Genomic DNA, 13,910 nt, shown 5'->3' on the forward strand with positions numbered 1-13,910 from the left:
GTGGTGTCGTGATCACGACACCACCCCGCCCGGCCGTCCGCCTCTCCTCACGCCGTACGGGTACGGAGCCTCGCCGCGAGGCCGTGCCGGGGAGCGAGCAGCCACGCGACGGCGAACAGCGCGGTCAGGACCACGACGACCGAGCCGCCCGCGGCCAGGTCGTACGCGTAGCTCACGTACAGGCCGGCCAGGCTTCCCACGCAGCCGAAGACGGAGGCCAGCAGGGTCATCGTCCACAGCCGCTCGGTGAGGAGCCGGGCGGTGGCGGCCGGGGTGATGAGGAGGGCGAGCACGAGGATGTTGCCGACCGCCTCCAGGGACATGACGATGGTGGCCGTCACGACCACGTACAGGGTCAGGTCGAGCCGCAGTACGGGCAGGCCGGCCGCACGCGCCGTCTCGCGGTCGAGGCTGACCGCCACCAGCTCCTTCCGCACCGCGAGCACCACCGCGACGAGGACGGCACCGAGCACCGCGACGCGCCGGATGTCCGCGTCGTCGACGGCGAGGACCTGGCCGAAGAGGAAGGACGACAGGTCCGTCGTCCAGGAGTCGCGGGTCGAGACGAGCACGATGCCGAGCCCGAACGCGAACGCGAAGAACACGCCGATGACCGTGTCCTCCTTCAGCCTCCGGTTCTGCGACACGAACGCGATCAGGACCGCCGTCGTCGCGCCGGCCGCCGCGCCGCCCAGCAGCAGGTTGCCCTCGAAGGCGTAGGCGAGGGCGACGCCGGGGAAGGCGGAGTGGGCGACCGCGTCGCCGATGAAGGCCATGCCGCGCAGCACCACGTACACGCCGACCACGCCGCACACCGGTCCGACGATCGCGGCGACGGTGAAAGCCCGCCGCATGAAGGGCAGTTGCCAGGGCTCGGCGAGGAAGGCGAGCAGGTCGGTCATGCCGTCGCCCCCGTGCTCGACACGTCTGTGGTCGGCGCGCCCGTGGCCGACCCGCGCGTGGTCGGCGCACCTGTGGTCGGCGTGCCCGTGGTCGCCCGTGCGCGGTCGAGGCCGAAGGCGCGGAGCATCTGTTCGGCGTCCGCGAGCAGTTCGGGGCCGCCCTCGGCGACGACCGTGCGGTTGAGGAGCAGCACCCGGGTGCAGGTGCGGGCCGCGGCGGCCAGGTCGTGGGTGGTCATGAGCAGTCCTCTGCCCTCGGCCGCCAGCCGGCCGAAGAGCTCGTTGAGCAGGTCCTGGGTGGGTACGTCGACCCCGGTGAACGGCTCGTCCAGGAGCAGCAGCCGGGGCTCGGCGGCGAGCGCCCGGGCGACCAGGACGCGCTGGCGCTGACCGCCGGACAGCTCTCCGATCGGGCGGCGGCGCAGTCCGGTGAGGCCGGTGAGTTCGAGCGCGGCGTCCGCGGCGGCCCGGTCGTGGGCGCGGGGCCCGCGCAGCCGGCCGACAGAACGGGTACGGCCGCTGAGCACCGCCCCGGCCACGTCGATGGGGAAGTCCCAGGCGAACTCGTGCCGTTGGGGGACGTAGCCGACCGGTCCGGTCGCCTCGACCGCGCCGGATCCCGCCTGCGTCGGCACGAGCCCGAGGACGGCGCGCAGCAGGGTCGTCTTGCCGGCGCCGTTCGGGCCGAGCAGTCCGACGAGCTCGCCGCCGGACACGGAGAGGGACGCGCCGTCGACCGCCGTCCGGCCGCCGAGCGCGACGGAGACGGAGCGGACGCTCAGCAGGGTGGGGCTCGGATGTGTGCCGGTGGTCATGCCCTGCGCCTCCTGGCCAGCGCCACGGCGCCCGCGCCGGCGGCGGCCAGCGCGGCGGCGGTTCCGGTGAGGAGTGCCGTGGAGCCGGCCCCGGTCGAGGCCATGGAGCCGCCCGTACCGCCCGTACCGCCGGAGCCGCCGGGCCCGCCGCTGCCGCCCGTGCCGCCGGAGCCGGAGCCGGAGCCGGTGGTGTCCGGGCCCTTGCCGCCGGAGCCGCCGGTGGCGCCGTCGCCGGCCGGTCCGCCGGTGGCGCCGCCCGTGCCGCCTCCTCCCGTTTCGCCGCCGCTGCCGCCCGTCGGCACGGTCGCCGGGTCGACCGCGCCCACGGCGAACGCGAGCGTCTCCGTGTCGCTCGTCCGCGTGCCGTCGGCGAGGGTCGCGGACATGGTGAGGGTGAGCCGGTAGACGCCCTCCTTGCCGAAGGCCCAGCCGCCGTGCGCGTGGGTGTTCTGTGGGATGCCGAAGGTGTCGGGCACTCCGTCGGCGCTGTTGAAGCGGACGGTGGCACCGGACAGACCGTCGTAGTTGTACAGCGCGAAGGTGCCCGGTCCTTCGGCCTTGGCCAGCGTGAACGAGACCTCGCCCCTGGTCGCCCCGGCGGGCAGGTTGTCGGTGGACCACCCGGGCCAGAGCAGACCGGGCTGCTGCACCTGGTCGAGCAGCCAGACGGGCTCGCCCGCCTTGCCGAGGAAGGCGAAGTCCTTGGCGGCCGGGATCGTCCTGCGGGCCTGCGGCTTGACGTGCAGCACCAGGGAGGAGGGCTCGCGCCACACCGTGCGGCCGGGGACGGTGCCGTCCTTCACCTGGACCTGGAGCCGTCCGTCGACGACGCGTGCGGCGATGTCGACGTGCCCCTCGTCGAGCACCTTCCGTCCGGTCTCGGCGCGTTCGGCGGGCACCGCCGCCGCGGCGGCCCGGGGTGCGGTCCGCACCTGCGCGGTCACCGGTGCGGCGACCGGCCCGGCGGCGGGCGCTGCCGGGGCCTGGCCCGGGGCGGGGGCGTGCGGAGGAAGGGGCGTCGCGGTGCCGGCGGGGCCGCCGACCCGTACCGTGTAGCGCGCCTCGGTGCGGCGCGGAGACGTGCCCTGCGCGCCGTCCGCACCGCCGTCCGTCCCGGCGGCCGTCTCGGCCGTGAGGACCACGGCGTACGTGCCGGGAGCGTCGAACTCCCAGCGGATACGGCCCTGTTCGCCGCCGCGCAGCTCGTACGCGTCGGGCAGACCGTCGGCGCTGTCGAACCGCACGGCGGGCGGGGCCGCCGAAGAGGGCGGGGCCGTGCCGGTCGCGTCGGCGACACCGGTATCGGTGGCATCGGTGGTATCGGTGGCGTCCGCGGCGTCGGTGGCGTCGGTGACCCGCAGGCTTCCCGGACCGGTGAGCTCGGTCAGCGACCAGCGGACGGTGGCGCCGTCCTCCGTGCCGGTGGTCTCCCAGGAGGGCTCGAAGCGCCACAGGGGCGCGCCGTCGGGCCCGGTGGTCCGATGGCTGTCGTCGACGTCGATCACGCCGTCCGTGCCGAGGGCGCGCCGGTCGGCGCCGAGCAGGGCGACGAGCGGTTCGCCCTCGGCGCGTGGCGCGGCGGAGGCCTCGGCCGACGGTGCGGCGGGTGCGGGCGGCGGGGCCGTGGCGGCCGTTCCGGCGAGCGTGAGCGCGCCCGCCGCGGCGAGGGCGACCCTGGTGTTCCGTGCGAGCCTCATCGGGCTCAACTCCCCTCCCGGCCCAGGCAGCGGGCCAGTTCGTTCGCGTTGTGGCGCATCATCGCGACGTAGTCGTGGACCTTGTCGTCGAAGGAGTCGCCGTAGATCGTGCAGATGCCGACGCCCTCGTCCTCGGCGACCCGCCGCAGGACGTCGGCGCGCGCGGCGAGGTTCGGCTCCAGGAAGACGGCCGGGACGCGCTTCTCGCGGATGGTGGCGCGGAGCCGGCCGACCTCGGCGGCGCTGGGCTCGCGGTTCGGCACGGGCACGACGAATCCGGCGACCTCCATGCCGTAGGCGTGGGCGAGGTAGCCGAAGGCGTCGTGGGTGGTGACGAGTTCGCGCCGGTCGCGCGGGATGCGCGCGAGGGTGCCCGCCACCTCGTCGTCGAGCGCGGCGAGTTGCTTCAGATAGCGGGCGGCGTTGCGCTCGTACGCGGCCTCGCCCGCCGGGTCGGCCTTGCTCAGTTCGGCCTGGATGCGGCGGACGTAGGCCTCGGCGTTGGCGACGTCCTCCCAGGTGTGCGGGTCCGTCTCGCCGTGGACGTGCTTGCCGACGACGGCCTGCGGCAGCACCCACACGTCGGCGCCGGACGTGCCGAGGAAGCGGTACGCGCCCTCCGCGGGCACGGTCTCCTTCGCCCGGTCCGGCACGGACAGGACGACGGAGCCGGCCGGGTGGCGGGTGCGTTTCCCGGTCGCGGGATCGTCGGCGCGTACGAGCACGCTCCCGGCCGCCGCGTCGACGGCGACGTCGGCGTGGCCGCCGTCGAGAACGGTCAGGCCGGGCGGGGCGGGCGGGCCGCCGACGGCGAAGGTGACGGTCCCGCTGCCGATCGGCGCGCGCTTCCCGTCCAGGGTCTCGGTCTCCCCGCGTACGGTCAGCCGGTACGAACCCGGCTTCGTGAACGCCCAGTTGACGTGGGTGTGGGCCTCCGGCGGCAGGGTGAACGAGTCCTTCGCGTCGAGGCCGTCGGTGGAGTCGACGTAGGAGCGCGGGGTGCCGAGGGTGTCGGTGAGGTAGACGTGCAGGTCGCCCGGTCCTTCCAGGGCGACGGCGGTGGTGCGGACCTGGGAGCCCTCGCCGGCGACCTCGCCCTCGACCGCCCAGCCGAGCCAGAGGACGTCGAGGCCCAGGTCCTCCTCGAGCTCGATGACGGAACCGCCGTACTGCTCCAGGTCCTCGCCGAGCGGCACCTTCGGCGTGCCCTTCGGCGCGTTCGTGTGGATCATCTTCATGATCCCGGGCTCTTCGAGCAGCAGCCCGTTGCTGAAGACGAGGTCGGACCGGGCGACCCTGGCGGCGTCGCCGGGGCTCGGCTCGTAGGAGTGGGGATCGCCGTGGTGCGGGACGACGGAGCGGACGTCGACCCGGTCGCCGCCGACGTTGCGCACCAGGTCCGCGATGATCGCGGTGGTCGTGGAGACCGTGAGCGCGGCGTCCCCGGACCGGCCGTCCTGCCGGTCCCCGGCTCCGGCGGCGCAGCCGGCGACAAGGGTCGTCGCGAGCGCTGCCGCGGCCGCCGCCGTCGCCCGCAGCCGCCCGTTCCTCGTACGGGTTCTCTTCGGACTCATCGGGCCGCCTCCTTGCGGCGGTTCCGGCGCACGAGCACGACGGCCGCGGCGCCTGCCGAGGTCACCGCCGCGGCGATGCCGGCGGGCAGGGCCGTGCCCGCGCCGGTCGAGGCGAGCCGGCCACCGCCCGCCGCTCCGGCGCCGGCGCCGGAGGAGGCGTCCGCCGGGACGGAGGCGGGCGCCGGTGTCGTGGCGGGGCCGGTGGGGTCGGGGGCCGTCGTCCCGTCGGTGCCCGTCGGCGTGGGCGCGGCGCTCGTGGGGGCCGGGGTGCCCGTGGACGTCGGCGTGGGTGTGGGTGTGGGGCCGGGTGTGCCGGTGGCGGTGGGCGTGGGTCCGGGTGCGGGGGTGGTCGTGGGTGACGGGGTCGTCGTGGGTGACGGTGTCGTCGTGGGCGGCGGGTCGGGGATGCCGTCGCCCGGTTCGACGGTGCGCGGGTCGACGTTTCCGACGGCCACGGCGAGGGTCTCGCGGTCGGAGACCCGCTGCCCGGACGGCAGCGTGGCGGTCAGCTCCATGGTGATGCGGTAGACGCCCTGGGTGTCGAGGATCCAGAGCGGGTGGGAGTGGGTGAAGGCGGGCAGCCGGACGCCGCCCGGGTCGGACCTGGCGCTGTCGACGGTGACGCCGATGCGGACGCCGAGGTCGGGGTCGTCCTCCCAGCGGCCGAGCACGAACCGTCCGGGTCCCTGGATCCTGGGGAAGGAGACGCTCACCCCGTCGCGCACGTCGGCGGGCAGGATCTCCGTGGTGTTCCAGCCGGGCCAGAGCAGCCCTTCCTCGGACTCGAAGTCCTTGTCCACCCACAGGCTCCGGCCGGGTTCGCCGAAGCCCTCGAACTGCGGGACCTCCTCGCGCGGCGGGATGACGATCTCGTGGCGCGGGTCGAAGTGGAGCAGGACGTCCTCGGGTTCGCGCCAGACCGGCGCGCCGGCGACCGTCCCGTCCTTGATGCGGAACTCCAGTCGCCCGTCCCGGAGCCGGGCGGCCAGGTCGAGATGGCCGCCGTTCAGGATCACCCGCTCCCCGGCGGGTGCTTCGCGCGGCGGCGGGTCGGCCGCCCGGGCGGGCGGGGCCGCGGCGAGCAGGAGCGGCGGGGACGACAGGGCGAGTGCGGCCGCGAGGGCGGCGGCAGGCAGGGCACGGGGTGCGCGGGCGGCCCGCATGACGGGGCGTCTCCTTAGGGAGGGTCGGCGGTGAGGGCGACGGGCCGCGCCGGGGGCGGCTCGAACGGCGGGCAGAGGCCCGCCCCCGGCGCGGTGACGGGGAGGACGGCGGGGATCAGCCGACCTGGAAGGTGTACGTCGCCGAGGCCGGGCCGACCTGGGTGCCGTTGGCGAGGGTGCCGCTCACCTCGAAGGTGGCGGTGTAGCTGCCGGCCTTGGTGAAGACCCAGTTGGCGTGGTCGTGTTCGCCGGCGGCGACGGCCTTCGTGTTGGCGAGGGTGGCGTCACCGCTGTCGAAGGAGCGGGTGTCCTTCGGGCACAGGCCGTTCTTGTAGACGGTGAGCTTGCCGGGGCCGCTCACGGAGGCGAGCTTGACCTGCACCTTGTCGCCCTGGAAGGTGCCGGAGGTCAGGTGTTCGCCGGAGATGCCGGGCCAGAGCAGGTTGCTGTTCTCGACCTGCGGCAGCCGGTAGACGGTGCTGCCCGCCGCGCCGAGGTGGCTGTAGCAGGTGCCGCTGGGCACGGTGTACGCGGCGGCGGGCAGCGCCTGGAGGACGACGTCGGCGGGGTCGTACTCGACGCCCGGGACCACCGACTCGTCGTGGACGTGGAGTTCGAGTGCGCCTGCGGCGTACTCGACGTCGAGGACGTCGACGTGTCCCTTGGACAGGGTGGTCCCGGCGGCGTGGGCGGCGGTGAGGCCGCCGACGGCGAGGGCCGCCGCGACGGATCCGGCGACGGTGAGAGAGCGCGTGAAGGTACGCAAAAGAAGGCCCCCCTTGGGCGTGGTTGAGTGCTCACGAACAAGCGAGACGATAATCGTTTTCATTAAGCCGGTGCAAGCGACTCCGAGGGTGACGTAAGAGGAGTGGGAGGCCGGGGGTGGCCGTGAGGGCGCGGGGAAACGCAACGGCGGGCGCGCCGCCCGGAGTTGTCCGGGTGGCGCGCCCGCCGGGCCGGCGCGGGTGCGTCAGTGCGTGCCGTCGAAGAAGGCGGCGGCCCGCGCCAGGGCCGCCGGGTCCGCCTCCAGGTCGCCCTCGCGGTGGGCGCGGGCGAGGAGGGCGCCGCGCCACTCCATGCCGAGGTATCCGGCGGTGCGCCGGAGCATGCCCGTGAGCGGTTCGGTGTCGGTGTCGTCGCCGCGGGCGTACGCCGTGACGGCCCACAGGTTCTTGCCGCGCATCCGCTCGCGGAAGCCGAGGTCGGGCAGCCCGGCCCAGCGGGCCCAGTAGTCGAGGTAGAGCTTCGTCGCGGCGGAGACGCTGTACCAGTGCAGCGGCGACGCGACGACGATGTCCGTGCTGTCCAGGGTCGCGTCGAGCAGCACCTTCTCCGCGCCGTCGGGCAGCGGACCGGCCGGACGGGCCGGGAGCGTCAGCTCGCTCAGGCTGAGCCAGCTGCCCGTGGCGTCCGGCGGGAGTCCCTCGGCGGCGTAGCGGGCCAGGGTCTCGGTGTTGCCTCCGCCGCGGGGGCTGCCCAGGATGAAGGCGAAGCTCCGGCTCCGTACCGGTTCGAGCGTGACAGTCACAGCAGTCCTCACAGCTCGTCGTGGTCAGGCGGTCCGGTCGGCGGCCCCGCCGCCGGCGACCAGCCGCAGGTGCTCCTCGGCGTCGCGGTGCAGCTGGTCCGAGTAGTCGATGCGGCCGCCGGTGCCGGCGTAACGCAGCTTCCGGGCGCCGGAGGTGCGGCGCAGGATCGTGACGCTGTTCTGCATCAGCTTCTGCGACTCGAGCAGGCTGACGACCTCCAGCTCGCCCGGGTGGCGCTCCTGGAACTTCGCGATGTAGCGGCGGACGGCGTCGCCCTCCGGGTAGGTCATCAGGTAGTGCATGACGACGAGGCCGCCGTCGGGGTTGATCAGCGGCCAGAAGTGGTCGAAGAACCACAGGCACTCCCAGGCGTCGACCCAGGCGAAGTCGATGGGCGTGAACTCCTCGGGCAGCTTGTCGAGGGAGTCCTTGAGGTCGGCGTTGACGACGGTGACCCGGTCGTCGAGGCCGAGTTCGGCGAGGACCTCGCGGACCCGGCCGGCGGAGGACTCGGCGATCGACAGGTTGTCGACGGCGGCGAGGCGCGGGTGGTACGGCTCCAGGTGCAGCGAGGGCGTGACGAGCGGGGGCTCGGCGAGCAGCCAGCCGTCGTCGAGCCGCCGTCCGGCGTCGAGGTGTTCGCGGGTCTTCGCGGCGAGCGCGAGCGACTCCTCGGCGACGGTGCGCTCGGCCTCGGCGAGCGCGGCGGCGAGGAACGGGGTCGTGTAGCCCATTCCCACTTCCAGTACGCGGCGCGGGCGCAGCAGTTGGACGAGGTTGGCGAGGAGCGGGCCGACGACTTCGGTGCCCATTCCGGGCACGGACAGCCGGGCCACCGCCGAACGGAACTCTGCGCTGTGAATCGAATGAGGCATTTCCATCCCTTGGTAATTGGGTAAACGGGGTGTGGAACCGACCGGGAGAGGCCCGCTCATCGTTTCCGGCGCACGGTTGCCCTAACAACGCCCTGACCTAACATGTATGCGCAGCGCATGATCACGCAGGGGGGCAAATGTCACAAACAGGGTGTGATAGCACGCCATGTGGACCAGGACTGTGCGAGCCTGGACTACGTCGTTACGAGAGCGCCGTCGCCGCCGGATCGGTACCGGCCGACCCTCCGGTGCACTGTGCGAGGGAGCTCGGCCTCCTGGAGCCGGTGCCGGGTGAGCCCGGTCTCCTGGTGCCGGTCACTCCGGCGATCGCCGCAGGTCGGACCCTGGCGCCGCTGGAGCACACGCTCGCCGAGGGCCGCCGTCGGCTCGACGCTCTGACCAAGTCGTTCGAGACGGCGGAGGCCGTGTACACCGAGGCCCGGGCCGGCGGCCCGCAGTGCTCGACGGTGCTGCGGGGTGCCGCCGAGATCGCCGAGACGATCGACGTGGCGGTGGGACTCTGCAAGGCGGAGCTGCTGACCGCCCAGCCGGGCGGCCGGCGTCCTCCGGAGATCCTGGAAACGGTGGTGCGGCGCAATCTGGAACTTCTGTCGAGGGGCGTCTCGCAACGCACCCTCTATCAGCACGCGGTGTGGAATCACCCGCCCACCGCCGATTACATCCGGACCGTCGCGGAAGCCGGCGGAAGTATCCGCACCGTTGACGAAATGTTCGACCGGGTCATCATCTGCGACCGCACGGTCGCATTCATTCCGACGCTTTCCGATTCTCCGGACGAGGCGCTGGAGGTGCGGGACCCGCATGTCGTCCGTTACCTGGCCAACGTCTTCGAGTACGCCTGGGCCCGCGGCACCCCGGTGGACCCGGCTGCCGGGAAGCGGCCGGAGATCGTCGTCTCCGAGCTCGAGCAGAGCATCGTGCGCTTCCTGGTCGCCGGTCACACCGAGGAGAAGATCGCCCGCGGTCTGGGCATCAGCCGGCGGACCGTGGCCGAGTACATCAGCCGGATCTCGCGGCGCCTCGGCAGCGTCAGCCGGGCCCAGCTGGGCTATCTGATCGCCACCAAGGGCCTGTTGCCGGAGCCCGAGAACGACCGGTCCTGCCCGCCCTGACGGCCGGGCCCCGGCCGGGGCGCCCCGGCCGTGGCGGTCCGGCCGTGGCGGTCCGGCCGTGGCGGTCCGGCCTAGAGCCCCGCGGCGGTCCTGAGCGCGTCGACGCGGTCGGTGCGCTCCCAGGTGAACTCCGGCAGTTCGCGGCCGAAGTGGCCGTAGGCGGCGGTCCGGGAGTAGATCGGGCGCAGCAGGTCGAGATCGCGGATGATCGCGGCCGGGCGGAGGTCGAAGACCTCCGTCACGGCCTTCTCGATCGTCGCCACGGGCACCTGCTCCGTACCGAAGGTCTCGATGAAGAGGCCAACCGGCTCGGCCTTGCCGATCGCGTAGGCGACCTGTACCTCGCAGCGGCGGGCGAGACCGGCGGCGACGACGTTCTTGGCGACCCAGCGCATCGCGTAGGCGGCCGAACGGTCCACCTTGGACGGATCCTTGCCGGAGAAGGCGCCGCCGCCGTGGCGGGCCATGCCGCCGTACGTGTCGATGATGATCTTGCGGCCGGTGAGGCCGGCGTCGCCCATCGGGCCGCCGATCTCGAAGCGCCCGGTCGGGTTCACCAGGAGCCGGTAGCCCTCGGTCTCGAGCTTGATGCCGTCCTCGTCCAGCCGGGCCAGGACGTGCTCGACGACATGGGTGCGGATGTCGGGCGCGAGCAGTCCGTCCAGGTCGATGTCGGCGGCGTGCTGCGAGGACACGACCACGGTGTCGAGCCGGACGGCCCTGTCGCCGTCGTACTCGATGGTGACCTGCGTCTTGCCGTCCGGGCGCAGGTACGGGATCGTCCCGTCCTTGCGGACCTCGGTGAGCCGCCGCGCCAGCCGGTGCGCCAGGTGGATCGGCAGCGGCATCAGCTCCGGGGTCTCGTCGCAGGCGTAGCCGAACATCAGGCCCTGGTCGCCGGCGCCCTGCCGGTCCAGGTCGTCCTCGGCGCCCTCCACGCGCGCTTCGTGAGCCGTGTCGACGCCCTGTGCGATGTCCGGCGACTGCGCGCCGATCGACACCGACACGCCGCAGGAGGCGCCGTCGAAGCCCTTCCACGAGGAGTCGTAGCCGATCTCCAGGATCCTGTCCCGGACGAGCTGGGCGATCGGTGCGTACGCGGAGGTCGAGACCTCGCCCGCGACGTGCACCTGGCCGGTGGTGATCAGGGTCTCCACGGCGACCCGCGAGGTGGGGTCCTGGGCGAGCAGCGCGTCGAGGATGGTGTCGCTGATCTGGTCGGCGATCTTGTCGGGGTGGCCCTCGGTCACGGACTCCGAGGTGAACAGACGACGTGTCATGTGCGGGGCTCCAGAAGCTGGTTGCGGGCGGCGACGACGTCCCGGCCGATGCTGTGACAGACCGCCGCGGCGTGGTCGAACAGGTAGAAGTGGCCTCCGGGCCAGGAGTGCCGGACGGTCTCGGCGGTGGTGCGGCCGGCCCAGGGGGCGGCGAGCCCCGGGTGGGCGACCGGGTCGTCCTCGCCGGTGAACAGGGACAGCGGCACCCGCAGCGGCGGGCCGGGGTGTTCCTCGTACGTGTCGACGACGGCGAGGTCGCCGCGCAGCGCCTCCACCATCGGTCCGACGACGTCGGGGATCGCGAGGACCTCCGCGGGCGTGCCGCCGAGGTCCCGCATGAAGGCGGTCAGCCGCTCCCGCGACCACAGGTGCCGCTGGGCGCGGTCGGGGCGGTGGCCGGGCGCGGGGGCGCCGGACAGGCCGACCCAGAGGGGCGCCGGCCCGTCCTTGGAGAGCTCACGGGCGAGTTCGTACGCGATGAGGGCGCCCATGCTGTGGCCGAAGACGCCGTAGGGGCCGTCGAGGACGCGCCGGGTGAGCGGGGCGAGCCATGCCACCGCCTCGGCGGTGGAGCGGCAGCCGCCCTCTCCCATGGCCATCAGCCGGCCCGGGAGGTCCACGGCGAGCACCCGCCACTCGGCGGGCAGGTGCCTCAGGAGCGGTGCGAAGGCCGCCGCCGAGCCTCCGGCGTGGTGGACGAGGAGCAGGGTGAAGCCGCCCTCGGCCCCGTCGGCCGCGTTCCCGGGTGCCGGCTCGGGCCCGGTGACGGGGGCGAGGAAACGCCGCAGGTCCTTCCAGCCCGCGAAGGGGCGTACGGGAGCGGTCATCGGCCTCGGTACTCCAGCGCCGTCACGCCCCAGCTGAAGCCCATGCCGCTGGCCGCGACGAGGACGAGGTCCCCGGGCTCGACGCGCTTCTCGTCGATGAGGTCGCCGAGCGCGATGAACGGGTCGGAGCCGCCCATGTGCCCGTACCGGTGGTAGTTGAAGACGCTCTTCTCCGCCGGGATGCCGAGCCTGGCGAGGAGCTTCTCGTGCATGCCCCTGTCGCCCTGGTTGACGAGGAACCAGTCGACGTCCTCGATGCGCCGGCCGAGCGCGGCGAGCACGTCGTCGACGCGGGCGGGGAAGTTCTCCAGGTAGGCGTCGCCGAGTCCCTGCCTGCGGCCGCGGCGGCGCATGAGGACGCGGTCGTCCTCCACGTCGCCGGAGTAGTAGTCCGCCCACGAGGGGTCGGTGCGCACGGCGGAGGCCAGCACGTCGAGGAGGCAGTCCTCGCGGCCGAGGAGGATGGCGGCGGGCGCGTCGCCGAAGTTGAACAGCGCCTTGGACTCGGCGTCCTCGTGGTCGACCAGCCGGCTGAGCCGGTCGCCGACGAGCACGAGGGCGTACCGGGCGGTGCCGACGGCGAGTTCGGCGAGCGCGGTGCGCACGGCCGTCATGCCACCGTTGCAGAAGTTGGCGACCTCGAAGCAGTGGGCGTTGCCGATGCCCAGTTCGTCGGCGACCTTGGCGGCCGGCGACCAGAACGGCAGGTCCCACTCCCCCGACCCGGCGTAGATGACGAGGCCGATGTCGTCCGGGTCGATCCCGTTGCGCTCGAGGACCGTGCGGCCGGCGGTCGCGGCCAGCTCCCAGGCGGCCTCGTCCTCGTCGAGGGCGGGGAAGCTCTCGGTGTGGGTGATGGCCAGGATGTCGGTCACGGGCACGCCCGAGGACTCGTGCAGCTCCTGGACGTCCACCGTCGACGACGGGAACACCACCTCGAAGTCGACGATCCCGCCCATGGTCCTCGGCCCCGCTTCCGGTCGCACTCCCGATCCCGCTTCCGCTTCCGTTCGTTCCCGCTGCCGCGTCATGACGCCGGGCCCTCGCCGTCGAGGGTGGTGCGCTCGCGCAGCCGGTTCAGGTGCTCCAGGCTCGCCAGGACGGCGGGCGTGGGGAGCCCGAAGTCGATCAGGCAGGCGACCTCGTCCACGCCGATGGCGCGGAACCGCTCCACCATCCGCTCGGCCTTGTCGACGGTGCCGAGGAGGCCGCCGTCGTCGAAGTACCGGTCGAAGGACCTGGCCACGATGAAGTCGACGTCGTCCGGGGACAGTTTGGAGGCGTCGACGCGCCGGCCGTCGAGCTGCGAGCCGAGCAGCAGTCCGAGGGAGCTGCGCAGGTAGTCGCCGAGCGGGGCCCGTACGGTCTCGCGCACGGCGTCCTCGTCCTCGCCGAGGAAGGCGTGCACCATGAGGGCGACGTGGCCGGTCCAGCCGTCGGGGCGGCCGAGTTCGGCGACCGCCTTGCGGTACTCGGCGATCTTGTGCGCGAGGTCGTCGAGGTCCTGCCCGAGCAGGTGGGTGAGCAGTCCGGAGCCGGACCGGCCGGCGTTGCGGAAGGTCTCGACGCCGCCGGCGCTGGTCACCCAGACCGGGAGTTCGGGCTGGACCGGCGGCGGGTAGATCCCGAGCCGCTGCTCGGTGCCGACGCCGTCGGTGACGGCGATCTTCTCGCCGCGCCACAGCGCGCGGACCTGCTCCACCTGGTCGAGCAGGATCTGGCGGCGGTTCTCGTAGTTCTCCGGGCGCAGCGCGAAGTCGGTGGCGTGCCAGCCGGAGGCGAAGGAGAGGCCCACGCGGCCGTTCGACAGGTTGTCGACGACCGACCACTCCTCCGCGATCCGCAGCGGGTGGTGGAGCGGGGCGACGACGCTGCCCGCCCGGATGCCGATGCGCTCGGTCACGGCGGCGACGGCGGCGCCGGTCACCGACGGGTTGGGGTAGAGGCCGCCGAAGGGGTGGAAGTGGCGCTCGGGCGTCCACACCGCGCTGAAGCCGTTGCGGTCGGCGAACTTCGCTCCCTCGAGGAGGAGTTCGTAGCGGTTGTCGGCGGAGCCCGTGCTGTCGTTGGCGAAGTAGAAGAGGCTGAAGTCCATGGCGTGCGTTCTCCGATCGG

Annotated in this window: 13 protein-coding genes; 1 reads left to right on the forward strand and 12 read right to left on the reverse strand. The window is 73.5% G+C overall.

Annotated elements, in window-relative coordinates:
• Positions 1 to 47: 47 nt before the first annotated feature.
• The 8 genes from ACFWJO_RS33075 to ACFWJO_RS33110 all read right to left on the reverse strand — a co-directional run bounded on the left by ACFWJO_RS33075 (position 48) and on the right by ACFWJO_RS33110 (position 8,555).
• Complete coding sequence (locus ACFWJO_RS33075) at positions 48 to 902, reverse strand: anchored repeat-type ABC transporter permease subunit (protein WP_386871191.1); 855 nt, start codon at positions 900 to 902, stop codon at positions 48 to 50.
• On the reverse strand, positions 899 to 1,717 hold the full coding sequence (locus tag ACFWJO_RS33080) for an anchored repeat-type ABC transporter ATP-binding subunit (protein ID WP_386871193.1): 819 nt from the start codon (positions 1,715 to 1,717) through the stop codon (positions 899 to 901). Before ACFWJO_RS33080 ends, ACFWJO_RS33075 begins: the two co-directional genes overlap by 4 nt.
• Positions 1,714 to 3,414: a choice-of-anchor M domain-containing protein gene (locus tag ACFWJO_RS33085; RefSeq protein ID WP_386871195.1), complete on the reverse strand. Its 1,701-nt coding sequence runs from the start codon at positions 3,412 to 3,414 to the stop codon at positions 1,714 to 1,716. Before ACFWJO_RS33085 ends, ACFWJO_RS33080 begins: the two co-directional genes overlap by 4 nt.
• 5 nt (positions 3,415 to 3,419) lie before the next feature.
• The gene (locus tag ACFWJO_RS33090) at positions 3,420 to 4,988 is read right to left on the reverse strand and encodes an anchored repeat ABC transporter, substrate-binding protein (protein ID WP_386871197.1); all 1,569 of its coding nucleotides are present in this window, start codon (positions 4,986 to 4,988) and stop codon (positions 3,420 to 3,422) included.
• Positions 4,985 to 6,151, reverse strand: coding sequence for a choice-of-anchor M domain-containing protein (locus ACFWJO_RS33095; RefSeq protein ID WP_386871199.1), 1,167 nt, complete (start codon positions 6,149 to 6,151; stop codon positions 4,985 to 4,987). The genes ACFWJO_RS33090 and ACFWJO_RS33095 overlap by 4 nt, the downstream gene beginning before the upstream one ends.
• Before the next feature lie 115 nt (positions 6,152 to 6,266).
• On the reverse strand, positions 6,267 to 6,917 hold the full coding sequence (locus tag ACFWJO_RS33100) for a choice-of-anchor M domain-containing protein (RefSeq protein ID WP_386871201.1): 651 nt from the start codon (positions 6,915 to 6,917) through the stop codon (positions 6,267 to 6,269).
• Between the two features lie 204 nt (positions 6,918 to 7,121).
• Positions 7,122 to 7,679: a flavodoxin family protein gene (locus tag ACFWJO_RS33105; protein WP_386871203.1), complete on the reverse strand. Its 558-nt coding sequence runs from the start codon at positions 7,677 to 7,679 to the stop codon at positions 7,122 to 7,124.
• A gap of 24 nt (positions 7,680 to 7,703) precedes the next feature.
• Positions 7,704 to 8,555, reverse strand: coding sequence for an O-methyltransferase (locus ACFWJO_RS33110; RefSeq protein WP_386871205.1), 852 nt, complete (start codon positions 8,553 to 8,555; stop codon positions 7,704 to 7,706).
• Positions 8,556 to 8,863: 308 nt separating this feature from the next.
• On the opposite strand from ACFWJO_RS33110, the gene ACFWJO_RS33115 reads away from it, so the two are divergent.
• Complete coding sequence (locus tag ACFWJO_RS33115; RefSeq protein ID WP_386871207.1) at positions 8,864 to 9,688, forward strand: LuxR C-terminal-related transcriptional regulator; 825 nt, start codon at positions 8,864 to 8,866, stop codon at positions 9,686 to 9,688.
• 71 nt (positions 9,689 to 9,759) lie between these two features.
• Here ACFWJO_RS33115 and metK read toward each other — a convergent pair whose 3' ends face one another.
• The 4 genes from metK to ACFWJO_RS33135 form a co-directional block, all read right to left on the reverse strand.
• Positions 9,760 to 10,968 (reverse strand): methionine adenosyltransferase, encoded by a 1,209-nt coding sequence (metK, locus tag ACFWJO_RS33120; protein WP_386871209.1) that lies wholly within the window; start codon positions 10,966 to 10,968, stop codon positions 9,760 to 9,762.
• The gene (locus tag ACFWJO_RS33125) at positions 10,965 to 11,795 is read right to left on the reverse strand and encodes a thioesterase II family protein (RefSeq protein ID WP_386871211.1); all 831 of its coding nucleotides are present in this window, start codon (positions 11,793 to 11,795) and stop codon (positions 10,965 to 10,967) included. The genes metK and ACFWJO_RS33125 overlap by 4 nt, the downstream gene beginning before the upstream one ends.
• Positions 11,792 to 12,754 carry a 3-oxoacyl-ACP synthase III family protein gene (locus tag ACFWJO_RS33130; protein ID WP_386871213.1) on the reverse strand — a complete coding sequence of 321 codons (963 nt, stop codon included), beginning with the start codon at positions 12,752 to 12,754 and terminating at the stop codon, positions 11,792 to 11,794. The genes ACFWJO_RS33125 and ACFWJO_RS33130 overlap by 4 nt, the downstream gene beginning before the upstream one ends.
• 68 nt (positions 12,755 to 12,822) lie before the next feature.
• A complete protein-coding gene (locus tag ACFWJO_RS33135) occupies positions 12,823 to 13,890 on the reverse strand; it encodes an LLM class flavin-dependent oxidoreductase (RefSeq protein WP_386871215.1) in 1,068 nt (355 codons plus the stop codon).
• Between the last annotated feature and the right edge of the window lie 20 nt (positions 13,891 to 13,910).

Source organism: Streptomyces sp. NPDC127092 (genome assembly GCF_042722475.1).
Taxonomy (GTDB): domain Bacteria; phylum Actinomycetota; class Actinomycetes; order Streptomycetales; family Streptomycetaceae; genus Streptomyces.

Coding starts and splice junctions, on each gene's coding strand:
- ACFWJO_RS33075 (WP_386871191.1), bottom strand. CDS start 902: ATGACCGACCTGCTCGCCTTCCTCGCCGAGCCCTGGCAACTGCCCTTC.
- ACFWJO_RS33080 (WP_386871193.1), bottom strand. CDS start 1,717: ATGACCACCGGCACACATCCGAGCCCCACCCTGCTGAGCGTCCGCTCC.
- ACFWJO_RS33085 (WP_386871195.1), bottom strand. CDS start 3,414: ATGAGGCTCGCACGGAACACCAGGGTCGCCCTCGCCGCGGCGGGCGCG.
- ACFWJO_RS33090 (WP_386871197.1), bottom strand. CDS start 4,988: ATGAGTCCGAAGAGAACCCGTACGAGGAACGGGCGGCTGCGGGCGACG.
- ACFWJO_RS33095 (WP_386871199.1), bottom strand. CDS start 6,151: ATGCGGGCCGCCCGCGCACCCCGTGCCCTGCCTGCCGCCGCCCTCGCG.
- ACFWJO_RS33110 (WP_386871205.1), bottom strand. CDS start 8,555: ATGCCTCATTCGATTCACAGCGCAGAGTTCCGTTCGGCGGTGGCCCGG.
- metK (WP_386871209.1), bottom strand. CDS start 10,968: ATGACACGTCGTCTGTTCACCTCGGAGTCCGTGACCGAGGGCCACCCC.
- ACFWJO_RS33125 (WP_386871211.1), bottom strand. CDS start 11,795: ATGACCGCTCCCGTACGCCCCTTCGCGGGCTGGAAGGACCTGCGGCGT.
- ACFWJO_RS33130 (WP_386871213.1), bottom strand. CDS start 12,754: ATGGGCGGGATCGTCGACTTCGAGGTGGTGTTCCCGTCGTCGACGGTG.
- ACFWJO_RS33135 (WP_386871215.1), bottom strand. CDS start 13,890: ATGGACTTCAGCCTCTTCTACTTCGCCAACGACAGCACGGGCTCCGCC.